This window comes from Pseudomonas triticifolii, from assembly GCF_014358015.1.
Taxonomy (GTDB): Bacteria; Pseudomonadota; Gammaproteobacteria; order Pseudomonadales; family Pseudomonadaceae; genus Aquipseudomonas; species Aquipseudomonas triticifolii.
On the sequence record NZ_JACONV010000024.1, the window covers coordinates 21,695 to 42,519 of the forward strand.

Annotated in this window: 17 protein-coding genes; 7 read left to right on the forward strand and 10 right to left on the reverse strand. The window is 61.9% G+C overall.

Annotated features, from left to right (window positions below; genetic code table 11):
* Window positions 1-41: 41 nt before the first annotated feature.
* The 10 genes from tssH to tssA form a co-directional block, all read right to left on the reverse strand.
* A complete protein-coding gene (gene tssH / locus H8S56_RS21495) occupies window positions 42-2,723 on the reverse strand; it encodes a type VI secretion system ATPase TssH (protein ID WP_024687046.1) in 2,682 nt (893 codons plus the stop codon).
* On the reverse strand, window positions 2,716-3,768 hold the full coding sequence (gene tssG / locus H8S56_RS21500) for a type VI secretion system baseplate subunit TssG (RefSeq protein WP_024687047.1): 1,053 nt from the start codon (window positions 3,766-3,768) through the stop codon (window positions 2,716-2,718). Before tssG ends, tssH begins: the two co-directional genes overlap by 8 nt.
* Window positions 3,732-5,591 carry a type VI secretion system baseplate subunit TssF gene (gene tssF / locus H8S56_RS21505; protein ID WP_187519715.1) on the reverse strand — a complete coding sequence of 620 codons (1,860 nt, stop codon included), beginning with the start codon at window positions 5,589-5,591 and terminating at the stop codon, window positions 3,732-3,734. Before tssF ends, tssG begins: the two co-directional genes overlap by 37 nt.
* The gene (gene tssE, locus H8S56_RS21510; protein ID WP_408003839.1) at window positions 5,588-6,100 is read right to left on the reverse strand and encodes a type VI secretion system baseplate subunit TssE; all 513 of its coding nucleotides are present in this window, start codon (window positions 6,098-6,100) and stop codon (window positions 5,588-5,590) included. Before tssE ends, tssF begins: the two co-directional genes overlap by 4 nt.
* A complete protein-coding gene (locus tag H8S56_RS21515) occupies window positions 6,097-6,546 on the reverse strand; it encodes a hypothetical protein (protein ID WP_024695769.1) in 450 nt (149 codons plus the stop codon). The genes tssE and H8S56_RS21515 overlap by 4 nt, the downstream gene beginning before the upstream one ends.
* Complete coding sequence (locus tag H8S56_RS21520) at window positions 6,543-7,001, reverse strand: type VI secretion system amidase effector protein Tae4 (RefSeq protein WP_024687051.1); 459 nt, start codon at window positions 6,999-7,001, stop codon at window positions 6,543-6,545. The genes H8S56_RS21515 and H8S56_RS21520 overlap by 4 nt, the downstream gene beginning before the upstream one ends.
* A 71-nt stretch (window positions 7,002-7,072) precedes the next feature.
* A complete protein-coding gene (locus tag H8S56_RS21525; protein WP_024687052.1) occupies window positions 7,073-7,561 on the reverse strand; it encodes an Hcp family type VI secretion system effector in 489 nt (162 codons plus the stop codon).
* 163 nt (window positions 7,562-7,724) lie between these two features.
* Window positions 7,725-9,218 carry a type VI secretion system contractile sheath large subunit gene (gene tssC, locus H8S56_RS21530; RefSeq protein WP_187519716.1) on the reverse strand — a complete coding sequence of 498 codons (1,494 nt, stop codon included), beginning with the start codon at window positions 9,216-9,218 and terminating at the stop codon, window positions 7,725-7,727.
* A 15-nt stretch (window positions 9,219-9,233) separates the two neighbouring features.
* A complete protein-coding gene (tssB, locus tag H8S56_RS21535; protein WP_024687054.1) occupies window positions 9,234-9,749 on the reverse strand; it encodes a type VI secretion system contractile sheath small subunit in 516 nt (171 codons plus the stop codon).
* Window positions 9,750-9,844: 95 nt separating this feature from the next.
* Window positions 9,845-10,873, reverse strand: a complete 1,029-nt coding sequence (tssA, locus tag H8S56_RS21540; protein WP_187519717.1) for a type VI secretion system protein TssA — start codon at window positions 10,871-10,873, stop codon at window positions 9,845-9,847.
* A gap of 393 nt (window positions 10,874-11,266) precedes the next feature.
* Here tssA and tagH point away from each other — a divergent pair, with 393 nt between their 5' ends.
* The 7 genes from tagH to H8S56_RS21575 are packed head-to-tail and all read left to right on the forward strand — an operon-like array spanning window position 11,267 to window position 20,820.
* Window positions 11,267-12,718 carry a type VI secretion system-associated FHA domain protein TagH gene (gene tagH, locus H8S56_RS21545; RefSeq protein ID WP_187519718.1) on the forward strand — a complete coding sequence of 484 codons (1,452 nt, stop codon included), beginning with the start codon at window positions 11,267-11,269 and terminating at the stop codon, window positions 12,716-12,718.
* 47 nt (window positions 12,719-12,765) lie between these two features.
* Entirely contained in the window at window positions 12,766-13,272 is a 507-nt protein-coding gene (gene tssJ, locus H8S56_RS21550; protein WP_187519719.1) for a type VI secretion system lipoprotein TssJ, read from the forward strand.
* 15 nt (window positions 13,273-13,287) lie between these two features.
* Window positions 13,288-14,622, forward strand: coding sequence for a type VI secretion system baseplate subunit TssK (tssK, locus tag H8S56_RS21555; protein ID WP_187519720.1), 1,335 nt, complete (start codon window positions 13,288-13,290; stop codon window positions 14,620-14,622).
* Between the two features lie 6 nt (window positions 14,623-14,628).
* Entirely contained in the window at window positions 14,629-15,942 is a 1,314-nt protein-coding gene (locus H8S56_RS21560) for a DotU family type VI secretion system protein (protein WP_024687059.1), read from the forward strand.
* Entirely contained in the window at window positions 15,939-19,442 is a 3,504-nt protein-coding gene (gene tssM, locus H8S56_RS21565) for a type VI secretion system membrane subunit TssM (protein WP_187519721.1), read from the forward strand. Before H8S56_RS21560 ends, tssM begins: the two co-directional genes overlap by 4 nt.
* Window positions 19,439-20,092, forward strand: coding sequence for a type VI secretion system-associated protein TagF (tagF, locus tag H8S56_RS21570; RefSeq protein WP_187519722.1), 654 nt, complete (start codon window positions 19,439-19,441; stop codon window positions 20,090-20,092). Before tssM ends, tagF begins: the two co-directional genes overlap by 4 nt.
* Window positions 20,092-20,820 (forward strand): PP2C family protein-serine/threonine phosphatase, encoded by a 729-nt coding sequence (locus H8S56_RS21575; protein ID WP_187519723.1) that lies wholly within the window; start codon window positions 20,092-20,094, stop codon window positions 20,818-20,820. Before tagF ends, H8S56_RS21575 begins: the two co-directional genes overlap by 1 nt.
* The last annotated feature ends 5 nt before the right edge of the window (window positions 20,821-20,825 follow it).

The following is a 20,825-nucleotide window of genomic DNA, read 5'->3' on the forward strand; positions in this document are numbered from 1 at the left end:
GGCGGTCCTGTTCAGCGTTCGTCAGGTGCACGGCCTGTGGTTCAGGCCGCTGCATCGCTGAATGCGTAGTGCAATTCGTTATCGCGCTGGGTGATGCGCACACCTGCCAGCGCCTTGCCCTCCAGCATGCGCGTCAGGAATTCGCGGCTCATGTCCGGCAGCAGGGTGTTGGTCAGGATGGTGTCGATCATGCGCCCGCCACTTTCGGTTTCAGTGCAGCGCGACACGATCAGGTCCACGACGGCATCGTCGTAATCGAACGCGACTTTGTGGGTGCTCTCGACACGCTTTTTGATGCGGTTCAGTTGCAGCACGGTGATCGCCTTGAGCATGGTGTCGCTGAGCGGGTAGTAAGGGATTGTCACCAGTCGCCCGAGCAGCGCTGGAGGGAAGATTTCCAGCAATGGCTGGCGCAACGCCTTGGCGATGGCTTCCGGGTCCGGGACGTTCAGCGCGTCCTTGCACAGGTGCGAAATCAGTTCGGTGCCTGCGTTGGTGGTCAGCAGGATCAGCGTGTTCTTGAAGTCGATCACGCGGCCTTCGCCGTCCTCCATCACACCTTTGTCGAAGACCTGGAAGAAGATTTCATGAACGTCCGGGTGCGCTTTCTCGACTTCATCCAGCAGCACCACGCTGTAGGGCTTGCGACGCACGGCTTCGGTCAGCACACCGCCTTCGCCATAACCCACGTAGCCCGGCGGCGCGCCCTTGAGTGTCGAGACGGTGTGCGCTTCCTGGAACTCACTCATGTTGATGGTGATGACGTTCTGTTCACCGCCGTACATGGCTTCGGCCAGGGCCAGCGCGGTTTCGGTCTTGCCCACGCCTGAGGTGCCCGCCAGCATGAAGACGCCAATCGGCTTGCTCGGGTTGTCCAGTCCGGCGCGCGAGGTCTGGATACGTTTGGCAATCATCTGCAGGGCGTGGTCCTGACCGATGATGCGTTTCTTCAGGTGCTTGTCGAGGTTGAGCACCGTTTCCAGCTCGTTGCGCGCCATGCGGCCCACCGGAATACCGGTCCAGTCGGCGACCACCGAGGCGACCGCCTGATAATCGACGGTCGGCAGAATCAGCGGGTTTTCACCTTGCAGGTCGCTGAGACGGCGTTGCAGGTCAATCAGTTGCTCGCGCAGCGCCTGGCCTTGCTCGTTCCCGGCGTCGCTGTCGACAACGCCTACGCTGTCACGCAATTGTGCGCGCAGGGCGAGCAGTTCATCGACCAGTGCCTTTTCGTCCGCCCAACGGGTTTCCAGCTCGGCCAGACGGATGCGCTCGGCATCGAGCAGCGTCTCGCTGTGGGCCTGACGAGTCCCGGTGACGATACCGATGGCATGCTCGCGCGCGATGATCTGCAGCTCGGTTTCCAGTGCTTCGATGCGTCGACGGCTGTCATCCACTTCAGCCGGAACGGCGTGCAGGCTGACAGCAACGCGTGCGCAGGCGGTGTCCAGCAGGCTGACGGATTTATCCGGCAACTGACGCGCCGGGATGTAGCGATGCGACAGTTTTACCGAGGCTTCCAGCGCCTCGTCGAGAATCTGCACCTGATGGTGCTGTTCCATGGTCGAGGCCACGCCGCGCATCATCAGCAGCGCCTTGTCTTCCGACGGTTCGGCGACCTGCACCACTTGGAAGCGTCGGGTCAGTGCCGGATCTTTCTCGATATGTTTCTTGTACTCGGCCCATGTGGTCGCCGCGACGGTGCGCAGGGTGCCGCGTGCAAGCGCAGGTTTGAGCAGGTTGGCGGCATCGCCCGTGCCTGCCGCACCGCCAGCACCGACCAGCGTGTGGGCTTCATCGATGAACAGGATGATCGGCTTGGGCGACGCCTGCACGTCCTCGATGACCTGGCGCAGACGCTGTTCGAATTCGCCTTTCATGCTGGCGCCTGCCTGCAACAGGCCGACGTCCAGGCTGCGCAACTCGACATCCTTGAGCGCAGGCGGTACGTCGCCCGCGACAATGCGCAAGGCAAAGCCCTCGACCACCGCGGTTTTGCCGACACCGGCTTCGCCTGTCAGGATCGGGTTGTTCTGACGGCGACGCATCAGAATATCCACCATCTGGCGGATCTCTTCATCACGGCCCACGATTGGGTCGAGCTTGCCGTTGCGCGCCTGTTCGGTGAGGTCGACGGTGAATTTCTTCAGGGCTTCCTGCTTGCCCATCGCGCTGGGCGACATGGCCCCGCTGGCTTCGCCCGGCACGGCACCGGCGTTGAATCCATCGCTGGCGCCCAGTGCGTTTTCCGGCGAGTCGCCGACGTACTCATCGAAACGCTCGCTCAGGGTTTCGGCTTTGATCTTGTCAAACTCCGAAGACAGACCCAGCAGGGCATGGCGCAGGCTCGGGGTCTTGAGAATACCGAGCACCAGATAACCGGTGCGTACCTGACTTTCGCCGAACATCAGGCTGCCGTACACCCAGCCGCGCTCGACAGCTTCTTCGACGTGGGACGACAGGTCGGTGATCGATGTCGAGCCGCGCGGCAGGCGATCCAGTGCTTCGGTCAGGTCGCGGGCCAGGCGCGCGGGTTCGACGTTGAACTGGCGGATGATGCGGTGCAGGTCCGAGTCCTGAAGCTGCAACAGCTGATGAAACCAGTGCGCCAGTTCGACATACGGGTTGCCCCGCAATTTGCAGAAGACTGTGGCGGCTTCGATAGCCTTGTAGGCCACGCTGTTGAGTTTGCCGAACAGCGCTGCGCGACTGATTTCACCCATGTTTCCCGCTCCTTGAAATGTGTGCTGATGTGGCCTGTTCGGCGTAATGCCGGGCCAGGATCAAGTCTTTGGCATCGTGGTCGGGTTGGCCCAGCCAGGTGTTGAACCCCAGCCGTTGACGCCCGTTAAGTTGAAACGCAGGGACTTCGGGCTGCTCAAGGATCAGGTTCAGATCCCAGTCCAGCTCGTGCCCCAGATACTCGGCCACCCAGGCCACCAGCTCCTTGAACGGCTGACCGTCGGGCAGCATGCCCATGTAGTCGTCCAGCTTGAGCGGGCCCAGGCGAATGCGGAATTTATGCTGACGGTCCCAGACGTGGCTGCCGAGGCAGAAATCGACACCCACCTGATTCGAGCTGACACCCAGGCGGCTGCGCTCGGGCAGTTCGAGCCATTGGCCGACGTACTCCTCAATCTCCACCGGCAGGCCGAAATACTCGGACAGAATTGCGCGCAATCCATCCGGGTAACGCGTCTGCGCCGCCAGATGGCCGCTGAAATGCAGTTTGGCCGTGTCGGGAATCAGCCCTTGTTCCAGCAGGCTCGGCATGCCGCGCCCACTCAGCGCCGCGAGCCGCGCAGACCAGTAGTCATCGTCCGGGCGGTCATGACTGACGGTGGGGCGGGCTTCGGCCCAGGCCCGGTAGAACAGGCTCAGCAGGCGGTGATGAAACACGTCCAGAAAACGCTTGCTGGTGCTGTCGGCATTGTTGCGCTGGCGCTCGCGCACGTATTCGGTGATGTGCAGCGGCAGGGGACCATTAGGGCCGCCAAGGCCGAAGAAAAACTGTTCCAGCCGCGCCGGTGTGCCGTCGCCAGCCGGGGTCATTGAGGCCAGTGTCGAGGGCGCGAAGGCGCTTTCGGGCTGCTGGCCCAGGCGCAGCGGATCGTCGGCCAGCCGCACGGAGTGGCCGAATCTGGGCAGGTCCGGCGATTCGCATTCGATACGGCGCAGCGCCTGGAAAAAGTCGTATTCCCAGGGCTCGCTCTGCATGGCCGTCACAGTCTTCAAAGGGTCGGACGGCGTCCGGGTTTGGCTTTCCATCGCATGATCTCGCCGCGTTCGGTGGTACGTAGCACCGTCTCGGTAAAGCTGTTGATCGACACGTAACGTGCCAGGAAACGCTCGAACACGGCACCCAGCAAAAATACGCCGGTGCCGCGAAAGGCGTTCTCGTCAAACTCCAGAGTGATCTCCAGCCCGCGCCCGAACACGATAGGCCCGGGCATCGGCAAGCGACGGGTGCAGGGTTTGCTGCTGACCTCGCGCAGGCCTTCGATCTGCAGCTGCAAGGCCGCGTCATTATCGTCGCCGTACAAGCGCAGCAACTCGCGCAGGGCGGCTGCGCCCTGACCTTGCTCGCTGAGGGACAGGTAGTTGAGCGACAGCTGGCTGATCAAGCGCCAGGCCTTGTTGTCGTGCGCGTGACTGGCGCGTGGCCGGCTCGGGCCTGCCAGGCAGCGGACCGCCGAGACGGGGGCACTGTCGGCCAGCGTGAAGTCGGTCTTGCCGCTGCCCACGCTCATGAACAACGGCAGGTCGCGGTTGGTGCACAGTGCGCTGAGACCCAACTGGCGCAGGTCATGGCGATAGGGCGCCTGCTGACTGTCGACCAGGCTGATGAACGTCTCGCTGCCGACGTAGGTTGAACGCGTGCCGTTGCGTCGTTGTTCGCTGGACAGCACACGCGGCTCGCGGCGCAGGATGTAATACGCTTTGTCGCGACCATAGCGCGAAGGGTCACGCACGGCGTAGAACGGCAGAAACGGCTGGTCGGGGCCTGTGCCGTGGCCGGTCACACTTTTGAGCGAATGAATCTCGAAATCCATCGGCCGGGTGCGGTCGGCGATGGCGTGGTGTTCATGGACGCGGTCGGACAGGTGGATGCGGTCCAGACGACGCGGGAACAGGTTGATGGCCGGCGTGCAGAACGGCACGAACTGTTCCGCCCCGACGCTGCTCTCGAGCGACTGATCGAAGCTGTTGAACAGCACGATCAGTTCCAGCTCCTGGCCTGAACAGCGTTGAACGGCGCGCGTCAGGTGGGTGAAATCGACGAACAGATACCGCTGGGGCAGGGCGAAGTATTCCTGCAGCAGCCTGTAGCCCTGAAACGCCTGAGGCACGACGGGCAGGGCGGCTTCACTGTCATCGAAGCCACAAGGGCGCAACGCGTCGGCAGGCAGACGCTCCACCCAGTCGCCGCCTGGCTGGCGCGCGAAGACGGCGCAGGCGTTGCCAAGCAGTTGCTCGTAAAGGCGGAACGGCTGCTCGTCCGCACCGTGCAGGTAGAGCGGCAGGTTATTCAGCGCCAGGGTGTCGAACGTCAGCTCCGCGCCGGTACGCAACGTGATGCGCAGACCGGCCTTGGCTTTGGGTTCGCTGGCGGCCAGCCGTCCAAGTACGGCGGAAGGGTTGCCGAAGTATTCGGCCTGAGTGATCTGCAGCGGCCACAGCGTGACTTCGTGGGAGGTGCGGTATTCGCAGGGCGTCTGGGAGTCGCGACCCAGAGTTGCGCGCATCACGCTGTCGCGGGGCAGGGTGAAGCCGTCGCTCAACGAGCCCTCGTTTGGGTCGGTCTGCATCTGCACCACGGTCATCGAGGGCGTGGGTGCCAGGTAGTGCGGATAAGCGATTTCCAGCAGGTTGTGGGTGAAGGTCGGGTACTCGGCGTCCAGCTTGAGCTGCACGCGTGCGGTCAGGTAAGCGAAGCCTTCGAGCAGACGCTCGACGTAAGGGTCTGCGCAGTCCAGCCCCGACAAGGTCAGGCGCCCGGCGATCTTCGGGTATTCCTTGGCGAACTCGGCAGCACTCTCGCGAATGTGCTGCAGTTCCTGGTTGTACAGCCCGAGCAGGCGCGGATTCATGAGCGTCGCCTCTGTTCGGCCGGCATCACTCGTACATGGCCCGATTCCAGATCAAGTTCGGTGCGCAGCAGCAAAGGCAGCGGAACCGGTTGTGCCCACAGGTCGCCCTGGATTTCGAAGCTCATGGCGTTATGGTTCATTTCATCTCGACCGACATGGGCCTTCACGTGCAGGGTATGGGGCAGGATGCGCGGCTCGAACGTGACGATGGCCCGGTGAATCAGGCTTTCGAGCAGGTTCACATCGACACTCGACGCACTGTTTCCCGCCAGCGCGGGCAGGCCGTAGTTGATCACCGATGTGCCTGCCGGCGTATGCAGCGTGGCGTCGGCATCCAGCAGCGACGTGGTGTTCAGCAGCCACGCAAGGTCGCGCAACACCGAAGCCTTGAGCTGATTCAACGACAGCACGCGTTTGTCCGGGCTTTCCTGCGGATTGCCCGGGTCTTCGTCGGTCAGGCGGTCCAGCAACGACGGCTGGAGACGCTCACGCAGGGTCAGGTCGCTCACCAGTCGAACAGCGCTGTGTAGTCTTTCTGGTCCCCGGTGCCACGCAGACAACTGGCGCTTCGAGCGATGACCGAAGGCTCAAGCTGTTCGTTGTTGAGACGCAGGGCGCGGTATTCGGAGCGGCATTCCAGGCTGTTCTGCGCGATGGGCATGACGTGCAGCACGATCACGATCGGTACGTTTTTGTAGGTCTCGACATGCGCCTTGCCGTCGCTACCCACGCTGAAATGGCAGGGCCATGGCATGTCCAGCGGCAGTGCGCTGTGGTCCGGCTTGAGCAGGGTGCAGCGTTGCTCTTCATTCCCCAGCGTGTAGGTCTTGCCGGCCAGACTGACCTGCACCGGATAGTCATTGGCGGGCGTCGGTGTAGCAGGTGTCTGCGCGCAAGCGCACAGGCTTGCCAGCAGGCCGCTCAACAGCAATGGCGTGCGAAAAAACAGGGTCATGCCAGCTCCCAGAACCAGATCTGCCGGGCCATGTGCCGGGGGTCGTCGTAACGACCTGCCGTCAGTCCGTACTTCCAGAGGTCGATGTGGTCGCCGGTCCTGGCGTCTGCGGACTGGCCCGATTGTGCGAAACAGTCCTTGAAAAAAACAATGCCGGTCTTGTCGTTCAGCTTCAGCCGGTCCTGCGCCGTACCACCGAGTATGAGTGGACGCCCCAGATGATGTTTCCATAGCCAGTTGGCCAGTGATTCAGCCCCGCGCGCATGTTCATGCTTGCATTTGGGCTCGGTGTAGGTGGACTTGTTGACCTTGATGGTCTTGTCCGCGTTCAGCGTGTAACTCATGCGTATGGCGCACTGATTTTCCCAAGGCCCGTCGCAAGGTTTTCCACCTTCGAACGTTGCCCATATCTTGAGATATTCGTTCCACAAACTGATAAACGAAGGCTTGGCCATGGTTCAGTTACCGCTAGGCAGGAGATTACCAACCGAGCGCTCCTGGTCGGCAAGACCAGGAGCGCCAGGACTCAGCGCTTGGTGTTGGAGCGGATGTTCCAGCCGTATTTGACCGGGCCGCCTTCTTTGGTGCCGTCGGCTTTCTGAGGCTGGTAGTCGACCAGGACCTGGGCGAAGTTCAGGGTGACGTTTTCGATCAGGCGATCATCGCTGCCCGAGCCGCCGGTGCTCAGGGAGGTGATCAGCACTTCTTCCAGATTGATGATCAGGTACTCGACCTGATTTTCGCCGCCTGCTTTGCGCACGGTCAGCTTGACCTTGTCGATGTGCTTGCCGCTGGAGCAGTGCATCATCAGGTTCGGGGTGGATTTGTCGACGTACTTGGTGATCGACAGGTCCTGAATATTGACCTTGCCCGCGCCACCGCCTGTGCCGGTGTGCATGTTGCCGGTCTGGGACATGCCCCAGCTCCAGTTCAATACATCGACTTCATCCTTGTGGGTCTTGTCCATGGACTCGCCCTTGATGTCACCGATCTTGATAAAGATATCGACAGCCATGTGCTCTCCTGATGTGGCGTGAACCACTGTTCTGTTGATTGGCCACGCGCCCCCATGGGCGCACGGCGTACTCGCGATCGAGTGCAGGGCACTCGTAAAACCGATTGGCGCGGTGCTGTCGCAGCAGGCGGCCCGACTGCGACGGCCTCACGCGCCGACGGTGTCAGGCGCCCTTGGCCGACGGCAGCTTGGAGACCAGACGCAGCGATACGGTCAGGCCTTCGAGCTGATAGTGCGGACGCAGGTAGAACCGTGAGTTGTAGTAACCCGGGTTGCCTTCAACGTCCTCGACCACCACTTCCGCCGCTGCCAGTGGATGCTGGGCCTTGGTGGTTTCGGTGGAGTGCGCCGGGTCGCCATCGACGTAATTGAGAATCCAGTCCTGCAGCCAGCGCTGCATTTCGTCCTTCTCTTTGAACGAGCCGATCTTGTCGCGCACGATGCACTTGAGGTAGTGAGCGAAGCGGCAGGTGGCGAACAGGTATGGCAGACGGGCCGCCAGATTGGCGTTCGCCGTGGCATCCGGGTCGTCATACTCGGCAGGCTTTTGCAGCGATTGCGCACCGATGAACGCTGCAAAGTCAGTGTTCTTCTTGTGCAGCAGCGGCATGAAGCCGTTCTTGGCCAACTCGGCTTCGCGACGGTCCGAGATCGCGATTTCGGTCGGACACTTCATGTCCACGCCGCCATCGTCGGTCGGGAACGTGTGAGCCGGCAGGTTCTCGACTTCACCACCCGATTCGACACCGCGAATCCGCGAGCACCAGCCGTAGTGCTTGAACGAACGGTTGATGTTCACCGCCATGGCGTAAGCGGCGTTGGCCCAGGTGTATTTGGCGCTGTCGGCACCGTCGGTGTTCTCTTCGAACGCGAAGGCTTCCACCGGATCGGTCTTGGCGCCGTAAGGCAGACGTGCCAGGAAGCGCGGCATGGTCAGGCCGATATAGCGCGAATCTTCCGATTCACGCAGCGAGCGCCAGCCCGCGTACTCCGGTGTGGTGAAGATCTTGGTCAGGTCACGCGGGTTGGACAGCTCCTGCCACGACCCCATGCCCATCACGGTCGGCGAGGCCGCTGCGATGAACGGCGCGTGCATGGCGGCGCAGACTTTGGACAGCTCGCCCAGCAACTCGACGTCGGGTGGCGATTGATCGAAGTAGTAATCCCCCACCAGACAGCCATAGGGTTCACCGCCGAACTGGCCGTATTCCTCTTCGTACATCTTCTTGAAGATCGGGCTCTGATCCCACGCCGTGCCCTTGAATTTCTTCAGGGTCTTGTGCAGCTCCGGCTTGGAGATGTTCAGCACGCGAATTTTCAGCTGCTCGTCGCTTTCGGTGTTGTTGACCAGATAGTGCAGGCCCCGCCAGGCGCTTTCCACTTGCTGGAAGTCCTGATGGTGGATGATCTGGTTCACCTGAGCGGTGAGCTTGGCGTCGATGGCGGCAATGATCGATTCGATCGACTTGATCGCATCGTTGGACACCAGCTCGGTTTGCGCCAGCGCCTGTTCGGCCAGTGTGCGTACAGCGGTTTCTACCGCTTCGCGCGCGCGCTCGGTCTTGGGTTTGAATTCCTGCAGCAGCAACGAAGCGAACTCACTGGTCTGTTCAGTGGTGCCCTGTTGTACCTGATTTTCGCGACTCGATTCGGTCATGATGTGTGGTCCTGATTACGCGTTGGGCTCGGAGTCCTGAGGCTTTGGCGCACTCGCCAGGGCCTGGAGCAACGCCGGATCCTTGATGGCCTTCATGATGATTTCTTCAGCGCCGGTCTTGCCGTCCATGTAGGTCAGCAGGTTCGCCAGCTGGGTACGCGCTTCGAGCAGCTTGTTGAGCGAGTCGACCTTGCGCGCAACGGCGGCAGGGCTGAAGTCATCCATGCTCTCGAAGGTGATGTCCAGGCTCAGGTTGCCTTCGCCGGTCAGCTCGTTGGGCACGTGGAAGGCCACGCGTGGCTGCATCGCCTTGAGGCGCGAGTCGAAGTTGTCGACGTCGATTTCCAGGAACTTGCGATCGGCCACCGGAGCCAGAGGCTCTGCCGGCTTGCCGGCCAGGTCGGCCATCACGCCCATGACAAAAGGCAGTTGGACCTTCTTCTCGGCGCCGTAAAGCTCCACGTCGTATTCGATCTGAACTCGAGGCGCGCGGTTGCGCGCGATGAATTTCTGAGAACTGGTTTTCGCCACGTTGCTCCTCCTGGTCGCTGCTGCGACGGTGTTGGCGTCATCGGTCGTTGCCGGTAACGGGATTGCGTGATCCGGGTTGAGACTTCGCCTGGAAGTCAGTCAGCCTCGGGTCCGCGCAAGTTTTCGAACTGGGACATACCGTCTGGAATCAGGTTGCGCACGATGGTTTCGAAATCGGCGTGCACCAGATTCTTCGCTCGGTTCAACAGCACAGGCAGCGGGCTGGAAGGCTCGTGTCGGGCGTAATAACTCAGAATTCGATCCAGGCTGCGCAGCACGTCGTCGCGATTGGCAATGCCTTCGGGCGGCTGGGCAGCAACGGAGGCGGGCGCAGAGAAGGCAGGCGCCGGGCTGTCGTTCGTGTCGGTGGGTGATGTGTCGGTAGGCTGTGCATCGTCACGGGTGTGGGCGGGTTCGCCCAGAATCTGCAACGCCTGTTTCAACGGCTGTTTGAGCGCCGACAGGTCCACGCCCTGCGCGGAGCCCACGTGCTCGGAAACGAAGCGCTCGATGAAGTCGGCAGCTTCACGTGCTTCGCTCAAGGCGGTGCGAGTGGCGTTCAGTTGCTCGGGGTCGCTGTCGCGCAAGGCGGCGGACAGGGTCTCGCTGCTCAGGTTTTCGTCGTGGAATGTCTGCAGGCCACTGGCACTCAGCGCTGCGCGCAGGCTGATCGTGCCAAAGGCGCGGGAGCGGATCAGCGGGCTTTCACGCAGCAGCCGCACGTTGGTTTCGCAGGCAAGGCCTGAGAGTGCGTTGACCCGAACGGTAGGATCGTTGTCGTCGTCGGCATCAAGCTGCGGGTAGATATCGGCCCAGTACTGCCTGAGCAGCTCGCTGATGAGTGTCAGCACGTTGCTCACGCCTGAAAATCCGTCGAGGGCGAGCGCACTTTGCAGCAGAAAGTGAGTGATACGCAGGTCTTTGCTGCGCTGTAACAGCGCAACGCTCGACTGTTCGATAGTGCGCCATTGAGGCGGTTCGGCCGGCTGTATCGAGTCGCCCATTGCGCGCTCGGGTTTACCTTTGGCGTCACGCTCCAACTGCAGAAAGTCCGGGTCATATTCCAGATCCTCGCCGCAAGGCAAGTGGGTGGAAACGGCGGCCAGCAACAACGGAACATCCACCAAAACCGATCTCCTTATCAAATCAGATGCTGTAATGCTGCTCTGTGGGAAATTTCCATGGGCAACTTTCTATAGATTGTTGCCAATACCCTTGCGTAATATCAATATGCAATCATCGTGGTTCTGGCGTTGAGCATTTTTGGTGTAGTACATAACGCTTGTCAAGGTTAAGCTATATCGGTTTCGTGCAGTTGTGACGGGCGCTGCAGGACGAACGGTATCTTAAGCGCACCCGTGTCAAAGCCACGAGTTTATGTTTAAAGTCGTGTGTTTTCATGACAGTAGATAATTAAAAATAAATTTTATGAACGTTTCACGCGGATGCAGGTCTCGCGTTCTTCGTTGTAGGCTTTTCGGGTTGTTTTTTGGGTGCGATATAAGCAAGGAGGCACGATGTCGCTGTGTTTGACGATCACTAGTTACCACAAGATCACCCCCGGACAATGTCCTGAGAAATCAATGGATATGGGGATGATGGCAATTGGCCGCGGTCAAGAAAATGACTGGGTACTTCCTGACCCGGAACGGCTCGTTTCCCAGAAACATTGCGTCGTTCAATATAAAGATGGCCGTTACTATCTGACCGATTACAGCACCAATGGTGTCGAACTGGTCAAGGCGGGCATTCGTCTGCGGCGTGGTAACAGCGAACCGCTTGAGGATGGCGAAGTCATTCGCATCGGCGAGTACGAGATCCAGGCGCGCATCGACTCGGCCGTGCAGGTGGCTGATATCCGTTCGGCAGGCGTTGATGCCTCCAACAGCTTCGAGGCGCTGATGGGCCGCCAGAACGCGCCAGTACCGTCGCCTCCACCCACGTTCAGCCCGCCGCCCTCGACGGCGCAGTTCCAGGGCGGTTCGTCGCAGGACACCTTCCCCGATCTGTTCGACTTCCTGTCGCCGCCCAGTATTGCGCCGCCTACCCAGCCTGATCATGTGCCGGCTGAACAGCACGATTTCCGCGCGCCTGCGCCGCTGGCCCGGTCCGCCCCCGTGGCAGCGCCAGTGCCCGCTCCGGCCGCCGGGCTGATCCCCGATGACTGGGATCCTTTTGCCGATATCATCAAGCCGCCTGCGCCGCCTGCGCCGCCTGTTGTGCCCATGCCTGAACAGGCGTTTGAGCCTGTGCCGGAACCGGCGGTGCCTGTCACCCCCGAGCCTGTGTTTGTCACGCCCGAACCTGTCCAGGTGCCCGCGCCGGTCACGCCTCCTGCCGTTGAACCGACTCAGGCTCAGCCAACGGTTTGCGGGCAGCCTGATCTGCTGAAGGCATTTCTGCGCGGTGCCGGTCTTGATCGGTTGCAGATCGACACCGCTCAGGCCGAGGCGCAGATGCACGACATTGGACGCAGCTACCGATTGATGGTGGAAGGCCTGATTGACGTCTTGCGCGCGCGCAGCAGCCTCAAATCCGAATTTCGCATGCAGCAGACCATGATCGGCCCTGTTGAAAACAACCCGCTCAAATTCGCCCCCAATGCCGATGAAGCGCTGCTGTTGCTGCTGCGTCACGGTAATCAGGCTTTCATGGGGCCGGAGCAGGCTGTGACCGATAGTTTCGATGACCTGCGCGCGCACCAACTGGCGGTCATGGCCGGTGTGCAGGCGGCGATCAAACATTTGCTCAAGCGTTTTGAGCCGGCCGAGCTTGAGGCCCGCATGGGAGCGCCTTCAGGTGGCTTGTCGGGATTGTTCAGCGGTTCCCGTCAGGCTCAGTACTGGCAACAGTTCACAGCGCTCTACAGCAACATTTCCCGCGAAGCGGAAGACGATTTTCAGGACCTTTTCGGGCGTGAATTCAGTCGCGCCTACGAGGAGCACAGCGCACGCGTACGTCGCTCCTGAGCGGCCGGATTGACCCATAGAGCCAATAACAGCATTGAGGATTAAGGATGTTTCGCAGCGTTGTATCGGCAGCTCTCACCGTATTGCTGCTGAGTGCTTGTGCCAAGGATGTGCCCGCTCCCAAGGACGCCCCTGCGGCTGACACGCAGAGTACGGTCACGCTCAACTTTCAGGCGATTGCAGGGTTGAACCCCGGTGCGTCGGGTCAGGCCGCGCCCGTGCGGGTACGCATCTACGAGCTGAAAAATACCGCGTCCTTTCTACGCGCCGACTATTTCGCGCTGGCTGATCGCGCGCCGGCCACGCTGGGTGTCGACCTGATCGATCAGGATGAAGTCCTGATCCAGCCTGGCGAACTGCAGAGCGTGGTGCGTCACCTCGATCCGGCCACTCGACATGTCGGCCTTGTGGTCGGCTACCGGGAAATCGACCGCGCCCAATGGCGTGCGCTGCTCGACGTACCGGCGCGACAGACCCGCGAATATCAGATCAGCCTCGATGTGCAGGCCGTACGCACTGACGTCGTCGCCAACCCATCCCGCCCGGCTCAATAGGCAAACGGAGTATCCATGTCCTGGAACAATCGAGTGGTCTGGTCGGAAGGCATGTTCATTGGAACGCAGCACTTCCAGCAGCACGACCGTTATCTGGAAAATCTGATCGATGCACGCAGCCGACCCTTGTCGGCGGGTGCGTGGGGCTTTTCCGAGCTGTTGATCGACCAGGGCCTGCTGGCGCAGGGCAAGCTGGCCATCGTGTCGGCGCGAGGCCTGTTGCCTGATGGCACGCCGTTCAGCATTCCCCATGATGACCTGGCGCCCAGCCCGCTGAGCATCGACGAAAGCCTGCGTGATGGTGTGGTTTACCTGGCCTTGCCGCTTAAGCGGGCGGGTGCGCGGGATACCGTGGATGAAGGTGAAGAGCTGGGTGGCGCGCGCTACCTGAGTCAGGTTCGCGAAGTGCGCGATGACAACGCCCCTTTTGAAAACCGTGCGCCGGTGTCCGTGGGCTCCAGAGCCCTGCGCCTGTTGACCGCGCAGGACGGCCTGAGCGATTACGCGAGCATCGGCGTGGTGCGGGTCAAGGAAAAGCGCGCCGATCGGGCATTGGTGCTGGATGACAGCTACATCCCGCCGGTCCTCGATGTGGCAGCAAGCAGGCCGCTCACCGCGTTTCGCAGCGAGCTGCAAGGCCTGTTGCGTCAGCGTGGCGAAGCGCTCGCGGGTCGGGTTGTGGCGTCGGGCGCGGGCGGCGCATCGGAAATTGCCGACTTCATGCTCCTGCAACTGGTCAATCGTGCCGAACCGCTGATCAACCATCTCAGCCAATTGAGCCCGCTGCATCCTGAGCGTTTCTACAGCGAGCTGGTCAGTCTGGCAGGTGAGTTCGCAACCTTCTCGTCCGGCACGCGCCGTCCGGAAGAGTTTCCCCGCTATCAGCATGACGACCTGACCTTGAGCTTCACGCCGGTCATGCATGCTCTGCGTGAAGCGTTGTCGATGCTGATCGACAGCAAAGCCACGCCGATTCCTATTGTCGAGAAAGCCTACGGCGTGCACGTGGCGATGCTGGCGGACAAGACCCTGATCGACACGGCCAGCTTCATTCTGGTGGTGCGCGCCGACATCCCGAGCGAAACATTGCGCGGGCGTTTCAGCCAGCAGAGCAAGATCGGCTCCGTGGAGCACATTCGCGACCTGGTCAACCTGCAACTCCCCGGTATCGGCCTGCTGCCGTTGCCGGTGGCTCCGCGTCAGATTCCGTACCATGCCGGATCGACCTATTACGAACTGGACCGTGGCAGCGAGCACTGGAAGCTGTTGATGCAGTCCGGTGGCTTCGCCTTCCATGTGGCTGGCGAGTTCCCCGGGCTGAACCTGGCCTTCTGGGCCATTCGAGGATAAGTCGCGATGCATTCCAACGACGACGGTTCGTCTCCACCTGCCAGTGATCGTACCCAGTTCATGCCCCGTCCGGGCGGGCGCAGTGCGCCGCCCGGCCATTCCGATCCGACGCCGCCACTGAGTGTGGCGGCAGCGCCACTGGCGAGCGGTCAGGCCCAGGGTCTCAATCCGCTGGAAAGCGCAGCCGGTCCATTGCTGGCATTGCTGACCCGGTTGCGCAGCACCATCGCGCACCCGGCACCTGCGAGCTTGCGCGCACAGTTGTTGGCGTACCTGCGTCAGTTCGAAGAGCGGGCCGAAGCGGCGGGAGTTGCGCGCAACGACGTCCTGCTGGGGCGTTACGTGTTGTGCACGGCGCTCGATGAAGCGGTGATGAGCACGCCGTGGGGCAGCACCAGTGAATGGGGTAAACAAAGCCTGCTGATCACCGTGCATAACGAGGCATGGGGCGGCGAAAAAGTCTTCCAGCTGCTTGACCATTGCTTGCAGAGCCCGCGTGAGCGGCTGTACCTGCTGGAGCTGTTGTACCTGTGCATGTGCCTGGGATTCGAAGGACGCTACCGGGTCATGAACAACGGGCGCAGCGAGCTTGAGGCCCTGCGTGAACGCACCAGCGCGGCAATTCGCAGTGCGCGCGGCGAGCATGAGCGTGAGCTGTCACCTCATTGGCGCGGCCTGACGCTGGCCCGCGACCGCCTGACCCAGTTCATGCCGCCATGGGTCGGCGTGGCAATCGGCTTGGCGCTGTTGTTGCTGCTGTTGTTCGTGCTGCGTCTGAAACTGGCGTCGGACGCCGAGCCAGTGTTCAAGAACATCCATGCACTGGGCGAAATTCCAGTGCAGTCCATCGACCGGCCGGTGGTACAGCCCAAACTGATCGAACGGCCGCGTCTGGCAGGCTTTCTGGCCGAAGAAATCAAGGCGGGCAAAGTGGCCGTCGAAGACGCCGTGGATCGCTCGGTGGTGACCATTCGCGGCGACGAGCTGTTCGCGTCGGGCAGCGCCACCATCGTCGACGATTTCCAGCCATTGATGCTGCGCATCGCTGACGCCATACGCAAGGTCAAGGGCGACGTGCGGGTCACCGGTCACAGTGATAACCGGCCTATCGCGACCCTGCGATTCCCGTCCAACTGGGCCTTGTCCCAGGCGCGCGCCGAACAGGTGCTGCAGATCCTTGCTGCCAAAACCGGTCAGCCGCAACGCTTCACCGCAGAAGGTCGCAGCGACACCGAGCCGCTGGGCTCCAATGCGACTGCCGAAGGGCGGGCGAAGAATCGTCGGGTTGAAATCACTGTGTTGGCGGAGGGGGTCGAGTGAAGGTTTTTTTCGGTTTTGTCATTCGCTGGCTTGTCCCGTTGCTGGGCCTGATTGCCCTGAGCCTGATCATCTGGTTTGTCGGCCCGCTGCTTGAAGTACTGGTGCCCGAAGGGCGTCGCTGGGCGCTGATCATCCTGCTGTTCGCCGCGTGGATTGGCTACCGTGTGTTTCGCATCATTCAGGCTCGCCGCCAGGCCGCCCGCGTCATGCAAAGCCTGGCCGCCGAGACCGCGCCAGACCCTGCCAGTGTCGCCACGGCCGAAGAGCTGGCCACGTTGCGTCAGCGCATGGACGAGGCGCTGGCGCTGCTCAAGAAGGCCCGGTTGGGCGGCGATCAGCGTCGCAACCTGTATGAGTTGCCGTGGTACGTCATCATCGGTCCGCCGGGTTCGGGCAAGACCACTGCGCTGGTCAATTCAGGCCTGCATTTCCCCCTGGCAGCACAGCTGGGTGCAGGCGCTATTCGAGGCGTTGGCGGCACGCGCAATTGCGACTGGTGGTTCACCGACCAGGCCGTGCTGCTCGATACCGCAGGCCGTTACACCACCCAGGACAGCCACGCGCAAGTCGACAAAGCGGCCTGGCTGGGCTTTCTCGACCTGCTCAAGACCCAGCGCTCACGCCGTCCTATCGATGGCGCGTTCATCGCCATCAGCCTGTCTGACTTGTTGTTGGGCTCGGACGCTGAGCGCGCGGCCCATGCGTCGGCGATTCGTTTGCGCATTCAGGAACTGCACACACAACTGGGTGTGCGTTTCCCCATCTACCTGATGCTCACCAAGCTGGACCTGGTGCCGGGCTTCATGGAGTTCTACGACGCGCTGAGCAAGGAGGAGCGTGCGCAGGTCTGGGGCATGACGTTTGCGCTGGATGACGGCAAGAGTGCGCAAGGCCCGCTACAGGACTTCCAGAAAGAGTTCGCCGCTCTCGAACAGCGTCTAAACGAGCGTCTGGTCGAGCGCCTGCAACAGGAGCGCGATCCGGCGCGACGTGATCTCATCTATGGCTTCCCCCAGCAGTTCGCCGCGCTGCGTCAGTCGTTGCAAAGCTTTCTGGACGGGGTGTTCAAGCCCAACGCGTTCGAAGAGCGCGCCTTGTTGCGCGGGGTGTATTTCACCAGCGGCACCCAGGAAGGCAGCCCCATTGACCGGCTAATCGGTTCGATGGCGCAGAGCATGAATCTTGATCGCCAGCAGTTGGCGCGTCAGACCGGTACGGGACGCAGTTACTTCATTGAAAAACTGTTCACCGCCGTGGCCTTTGCCGAGCAGGGCCTGATGGGGGTCGACCCCAAGGTCGAGCGGCGACGCAAGTGGATCGCCCGAGGTATTCTGGCGGCGACGGTCGCCGTGGTGCTGCTGATCGGTACGCTGTGGCTGGTGAGCTACAACGCCAACCAGGCCTATATCGCGCAGGTCGATCAGAAAGTCGCGCCGCTGGGGCAGAGCGTGCAGAACCTCAGCCCGGCCCAGCGCGACGTGCTGGCGGTATTGCCGCTGCTCAATGCGGTCCGGCATCTGGCCAGTGACCCGCCGGGATGGGCCGAAGGGCTGGGGTTGTATCAGGGCGACATGCTCGAAGCCGAGTCAGGCAGCGTGTATCGCAAACTGCTGATTGCCGTGTTCGCGCCACGGCTGGTCACTCGCCTTGAGGAGCAATTGCAGAGCGGTGGCTCTTCGGACTTCCTGTACGAGGGCCTGAAGGCTTACCTGATGCTGGCCGATAACGAGCATTACGACGCCGACTTCATCAAGGCCTGGATTGCCCTGGACTGGGACAGCAGCCTGCCCCGCGACCTGCCGCCCGAGCAACGTGCGGCACTGGGCGAGCATTTGCAGGCGTTGTTCGAACGGCATCCGCCCAAGGCCCGTCTGGATCAGCGCCTGATCGATGACCTGCGCCGCCAGTTGCAGCAGTTGCCAGTGGCGCAACGGGTTTACGACCGGGTCAAACGCCAGAAGCTGCCGGACGGCGTACCTGATTTTCGTATCAGCGAAGCCGGCGGTCGTGACGCGGCACTGGTGTTCAGTCGCAAGAGTGGCAAGCCGCTGACCGAACCGCTCAGTGGGCTCTTCACCGCCAAAGGCTATCGCGAAGGGTTTCTGCTCAGCAGCCTGAATCAGACCTCGACGCTGGCCGAGGAGCAATGGGTGCTGGGCCGCGATCAGGCCGAGCAGCAGGACGTCGCCAGCCTGGCGGCCGAAGTGCGTCGCCTGTATTTCCAGGACTACATGCGCCAGTGGGATGCGTTGCTGGCTGACATCGACTTCGTGCCGATCACCAGCGTCGCGCAGGCGGCTGATGTGCTGCGGGTCATCTCCGGCCCTAGTTCGCCGTTGAAGAAATTGCTGGCCGCCGTGGCGAAGGAAACGGATCTGCAGGAGGAAGAAAAACTCCTCGCGGCGCAAGGCAAGAAAGTGGATGGCAATGTCGATGAGCTCAAGCAGCGACTGGGGTCGCTGCTTGGCCAGCAGCAGGCCGCCGCCGCTCAGGCACCGGCTGCCACGCAGGATCCGGTCAGCGCGCATTTTGCCGACCTCAAAAGCCTGGTCAGCAAAGGCGAAGGTGAACCCGCTGCCATCGATGCCTTGCTGTCGGACATGAACGCGCTGTATGTGCAGGTCAGTGCCATGGTCGGTGCCAGCGGCGATGCGTTGCTGGGCGAAGCCAAGAATCAGGCCACGGCTGCCGCAGCGCGGGTCAGCCTGACCGCCGAGCGCCAGCCGCCGCTGGTTCAGGGGCTGGTCAAGTCCGTGGTCAGTTCCACCACCAACACGATGATGGGGGGCGTGCGCAATCAGCTCAATGCTGCCTGGGTGAGTGAAGTGGTGAACGTCTATCGCCAGTCCCTCAGTGGGCGCTATCCCATGTCGCCCGGCAGCGCGCGTGACGCGACGCTGGATGACTTCGGCCAGTTCTTCGGCGTGGGTGGCGTGATGGACAGTTACTTCCGCAAGTACCTGCAGCCTTATGTCGACACCTCGGCGAGCACCTGGCGCTGGCAGCCGGGTGCCGCGCAGAAGCTGGGCATCAACGCGGGCGTATTGCAGACGTTCCAGCGTGCGAGCGCCATTCGTGACGCGTTCTTCCGTTCCGGTGGCACACAGCCGACGGTGCGTTTCGAGCTCAAGCCGGTGGCCATGGACGCGACCATCACCCAGTTCCTGCTGGACCTGGATGGCCAGCAGATCAGTTACGACCACGGGCCAAGCCGCCCGGTTGCCATGCAGTGGCCCAATCCGGGCAGCATCGGTGTGGTGCGGTTGTCGATTTCACCACCGTCGGCCAGCGGCCGTTCCGGTGTGACGCTCGATGGCCCGTGGGCCTGGTTTCGACTGCTTGAACAATCGGACCTGACGGCGGGCAACTCGCCGGACCGTTTCAACCTGCGTCTGCGTGTGGATGGTGCCAGCATCTCGTACGAGCTGCGCGCCAATAGCGCGTTCAACCCGTTCAAGAGCCGTGTACTCAGTGGCTTCAGCCTGCCGGAGCGGTTATGACAGCGGTGGGTTTCTACGGAAAACTGGCGAGCCGGGGCGATTTTGTCAGCCGTGGCTTGCCGCAGAATTTTATTCAGCCATGGGACCAGTGGCTGGCCGCCGGCCTGCTGGCCAGCCAGAAACAATTGGGCGGCCAATGGCTGGACGCTTACCTGGTCAGCCCACTCTGGCGCTTCGTGCTGGCGCCCGGTGTTTGCGGGCCAGATGCGGTTGCAGGTGTGCTGATGCCGAGTATCGACAGGGTGGGGCGTTACTTCCCGCTGACCGTTGCGTTTGTGCTGAAAGCCGATCAGGCACCTGGCGCGTTGCTCTGCGGCGCGGAGGACTGGTTCGAGCGAGGCGAAGCGTTGCTGCTGGAAACGCTTGAACCCCATTCGACGTTTGAGTCTTTCGAATCTGGATTGCAGGCGCTGGGTTTGCCTGCGTTGACGCAACGTGAGCCTGCGAGCGAGTTCGCCGGTCTGCAACGCTTCGCTTGCGCCACGCCTCAAGCGCGAGCGGCGGCACTGATCGAGCGGGCCTGCGAAGGCAGCAGCCTGTGGTGGGGCAAGGGTTCGGAACGCATCGAGCCAGGCCTGCTGCGTTGCCAGGGCCTGCCGGCCGCTGCGGACTTCGGCAGTTTTCTGCTGGGCAAGGGGGCTGAGCATTGATGAGTTCAGCCGCTGAAATGTCATATCGATCGGCCAGCTACAGCCACGTCGGTATGGTGCGTCAGGTCAACGAAGACGCTTTTCTGGAAATGCCCGCAGAGGGTCTGTGGGTGGTGGCCGATGGCATGGGCGGACATGCGGCAGGCGATTACGTCAGCAGCCTGATCGTCGATACCCTGCGCAGCGTTCAACTGGCATCGGCGCTGGATACCTGCGCGGCCCAGTTGCGTCTGCGCCTCGATGAAATCAACACCACGGTGCGTGAAGAAACCCACCACCGAGGCGTCAGCGTCATGGGCTGCACGGTGGTGGTGCTGGCCGTGCGCGAGGATGAGGGCATTTGCCTGTGGGCCGGGGACAGTCGCTTGTACCGCCTGCGTGACGGCGTGCTCGATGGCATTTCCCGCGATCACAGTTACGTGCAGGACCTGATGGACAGCGGTCTGCTCAATGAAGCCCAGGCGCGCGTGCATCCACGGTCCAACATCGTGACCCGTGCCATCGGCGTGCAAGACCAGCTTGAACTGTCGATGGCCCGCTTGCAGATCCTGCCCGGCGACAGCTACCTGCTGTGCAGTGACGGTCTGAACAAGACCGCCGAAGACCATGAGATTCGTGACGTGCTGGGCCACAAGGACCCTTACGAAGTCGTTCGCAGCCTGGTGCACCTGGGGCTGACCCGGGGCGCGCCGGACAACATTACAGCCATCGTCGTCAAAGCCGGTTGAAGAAT

What these genes read in the sequence shown, in the direction of transcription:
- tssH (WP_024687046.1), bottom strand. Translation starts at nt 2,723, where the DNA reads ATGGGTGAAATCAGTCGCGCAGCGCTGTTCGGCAAACTCAACAGCGTG.
- tssG (WP_024687047.1), bottom strand. Translation starts at nt 3,768, where the DNA reads ATGGAAAGCCAAACCCGGACGCCGTCCGACCCTTTGAAGACTGTGACG.
- tssF (WP_187519715.1), bottom strand. Translation starts at nt 5,591, where the DNA reads ATGAATCCGCGCCTGCTCGGGCTGTACAACCAGGAACTGCAGCACATT.
- H8S56_RS21515 (WP_024695769.1), bottom strand. Translation starts at nt 6,546, where the DNA reads ATGACCCTGTTTTTTCGCACGCCATTGCTGTTGAGCGGCCTGCTGGCA.
- H8S56_RS21520 (WP_024687051.1), bottom strand. Translation starts at nt 7,001, where the DNA reads ATGGCCAAGCCTTCGTTTATCAGTTTGTGGAACGAATATCTCAAGATA.
- H8S56_RS21525 (WP_024687052.1), bottom strand. Translation starts at nt 7,561, where the DNA reads ATGGCTGTCGATATCTTTATCAAGATCGGTGACATCAAGGGCGAGTCC.
- tssC (WP_187519716.1), bottom strand. Translation starts at nt 9,218, where the DNA reads ATGACCGAATCGAGTCGCGAAAATCAGGTACAACAGGGCACCACTGAA.
- tagH (WP_187519718.1), top strand. Translation starts at nt 11,267, where the DNA reads ATGTCGCTGTGTTTGACGATCACTAGTTACCACAAGATCACCCCCGGA.
- tssJ (WP_187519719.1), top strand. Translation starts at nt 12,766, where the DNA reads ATGTTTCGCAGCGTTGTATCGGCAGCTCTCACCGTATTGCTGCTGAGT.
- tssK (WP_187519720.1), top strand. Translation starts at nt 13,288, where the DNA reads ATGTCCTGGAACAATCGAGTGGTCTGGTCGGAAGGCATGTTCATTGGA.
- H8S56_RS21560 (WP_024687059.1), top strand. Translation starts at nt 14,629, where the DNA reads ATGCATTCCAACGACGACGGTTCGTCTCCACCTGCCAGTGATCGTACC.
- tagF (WP_187519722.1), top strand. Translation starts at nt 19,439, where the DNA reads ATGACAGCGGTGGGTTTCTACGGAAAACTGGCGAGCCGGGGCGATTTT.
- H8S56_RS21575 (WP_187519723.1), top strand. Translation starts at nt 20,092, where the DNA reads ATGAGTTCAGCCGCTGAAATGTCATATCGATCGGCCAGCTACAGCCAC.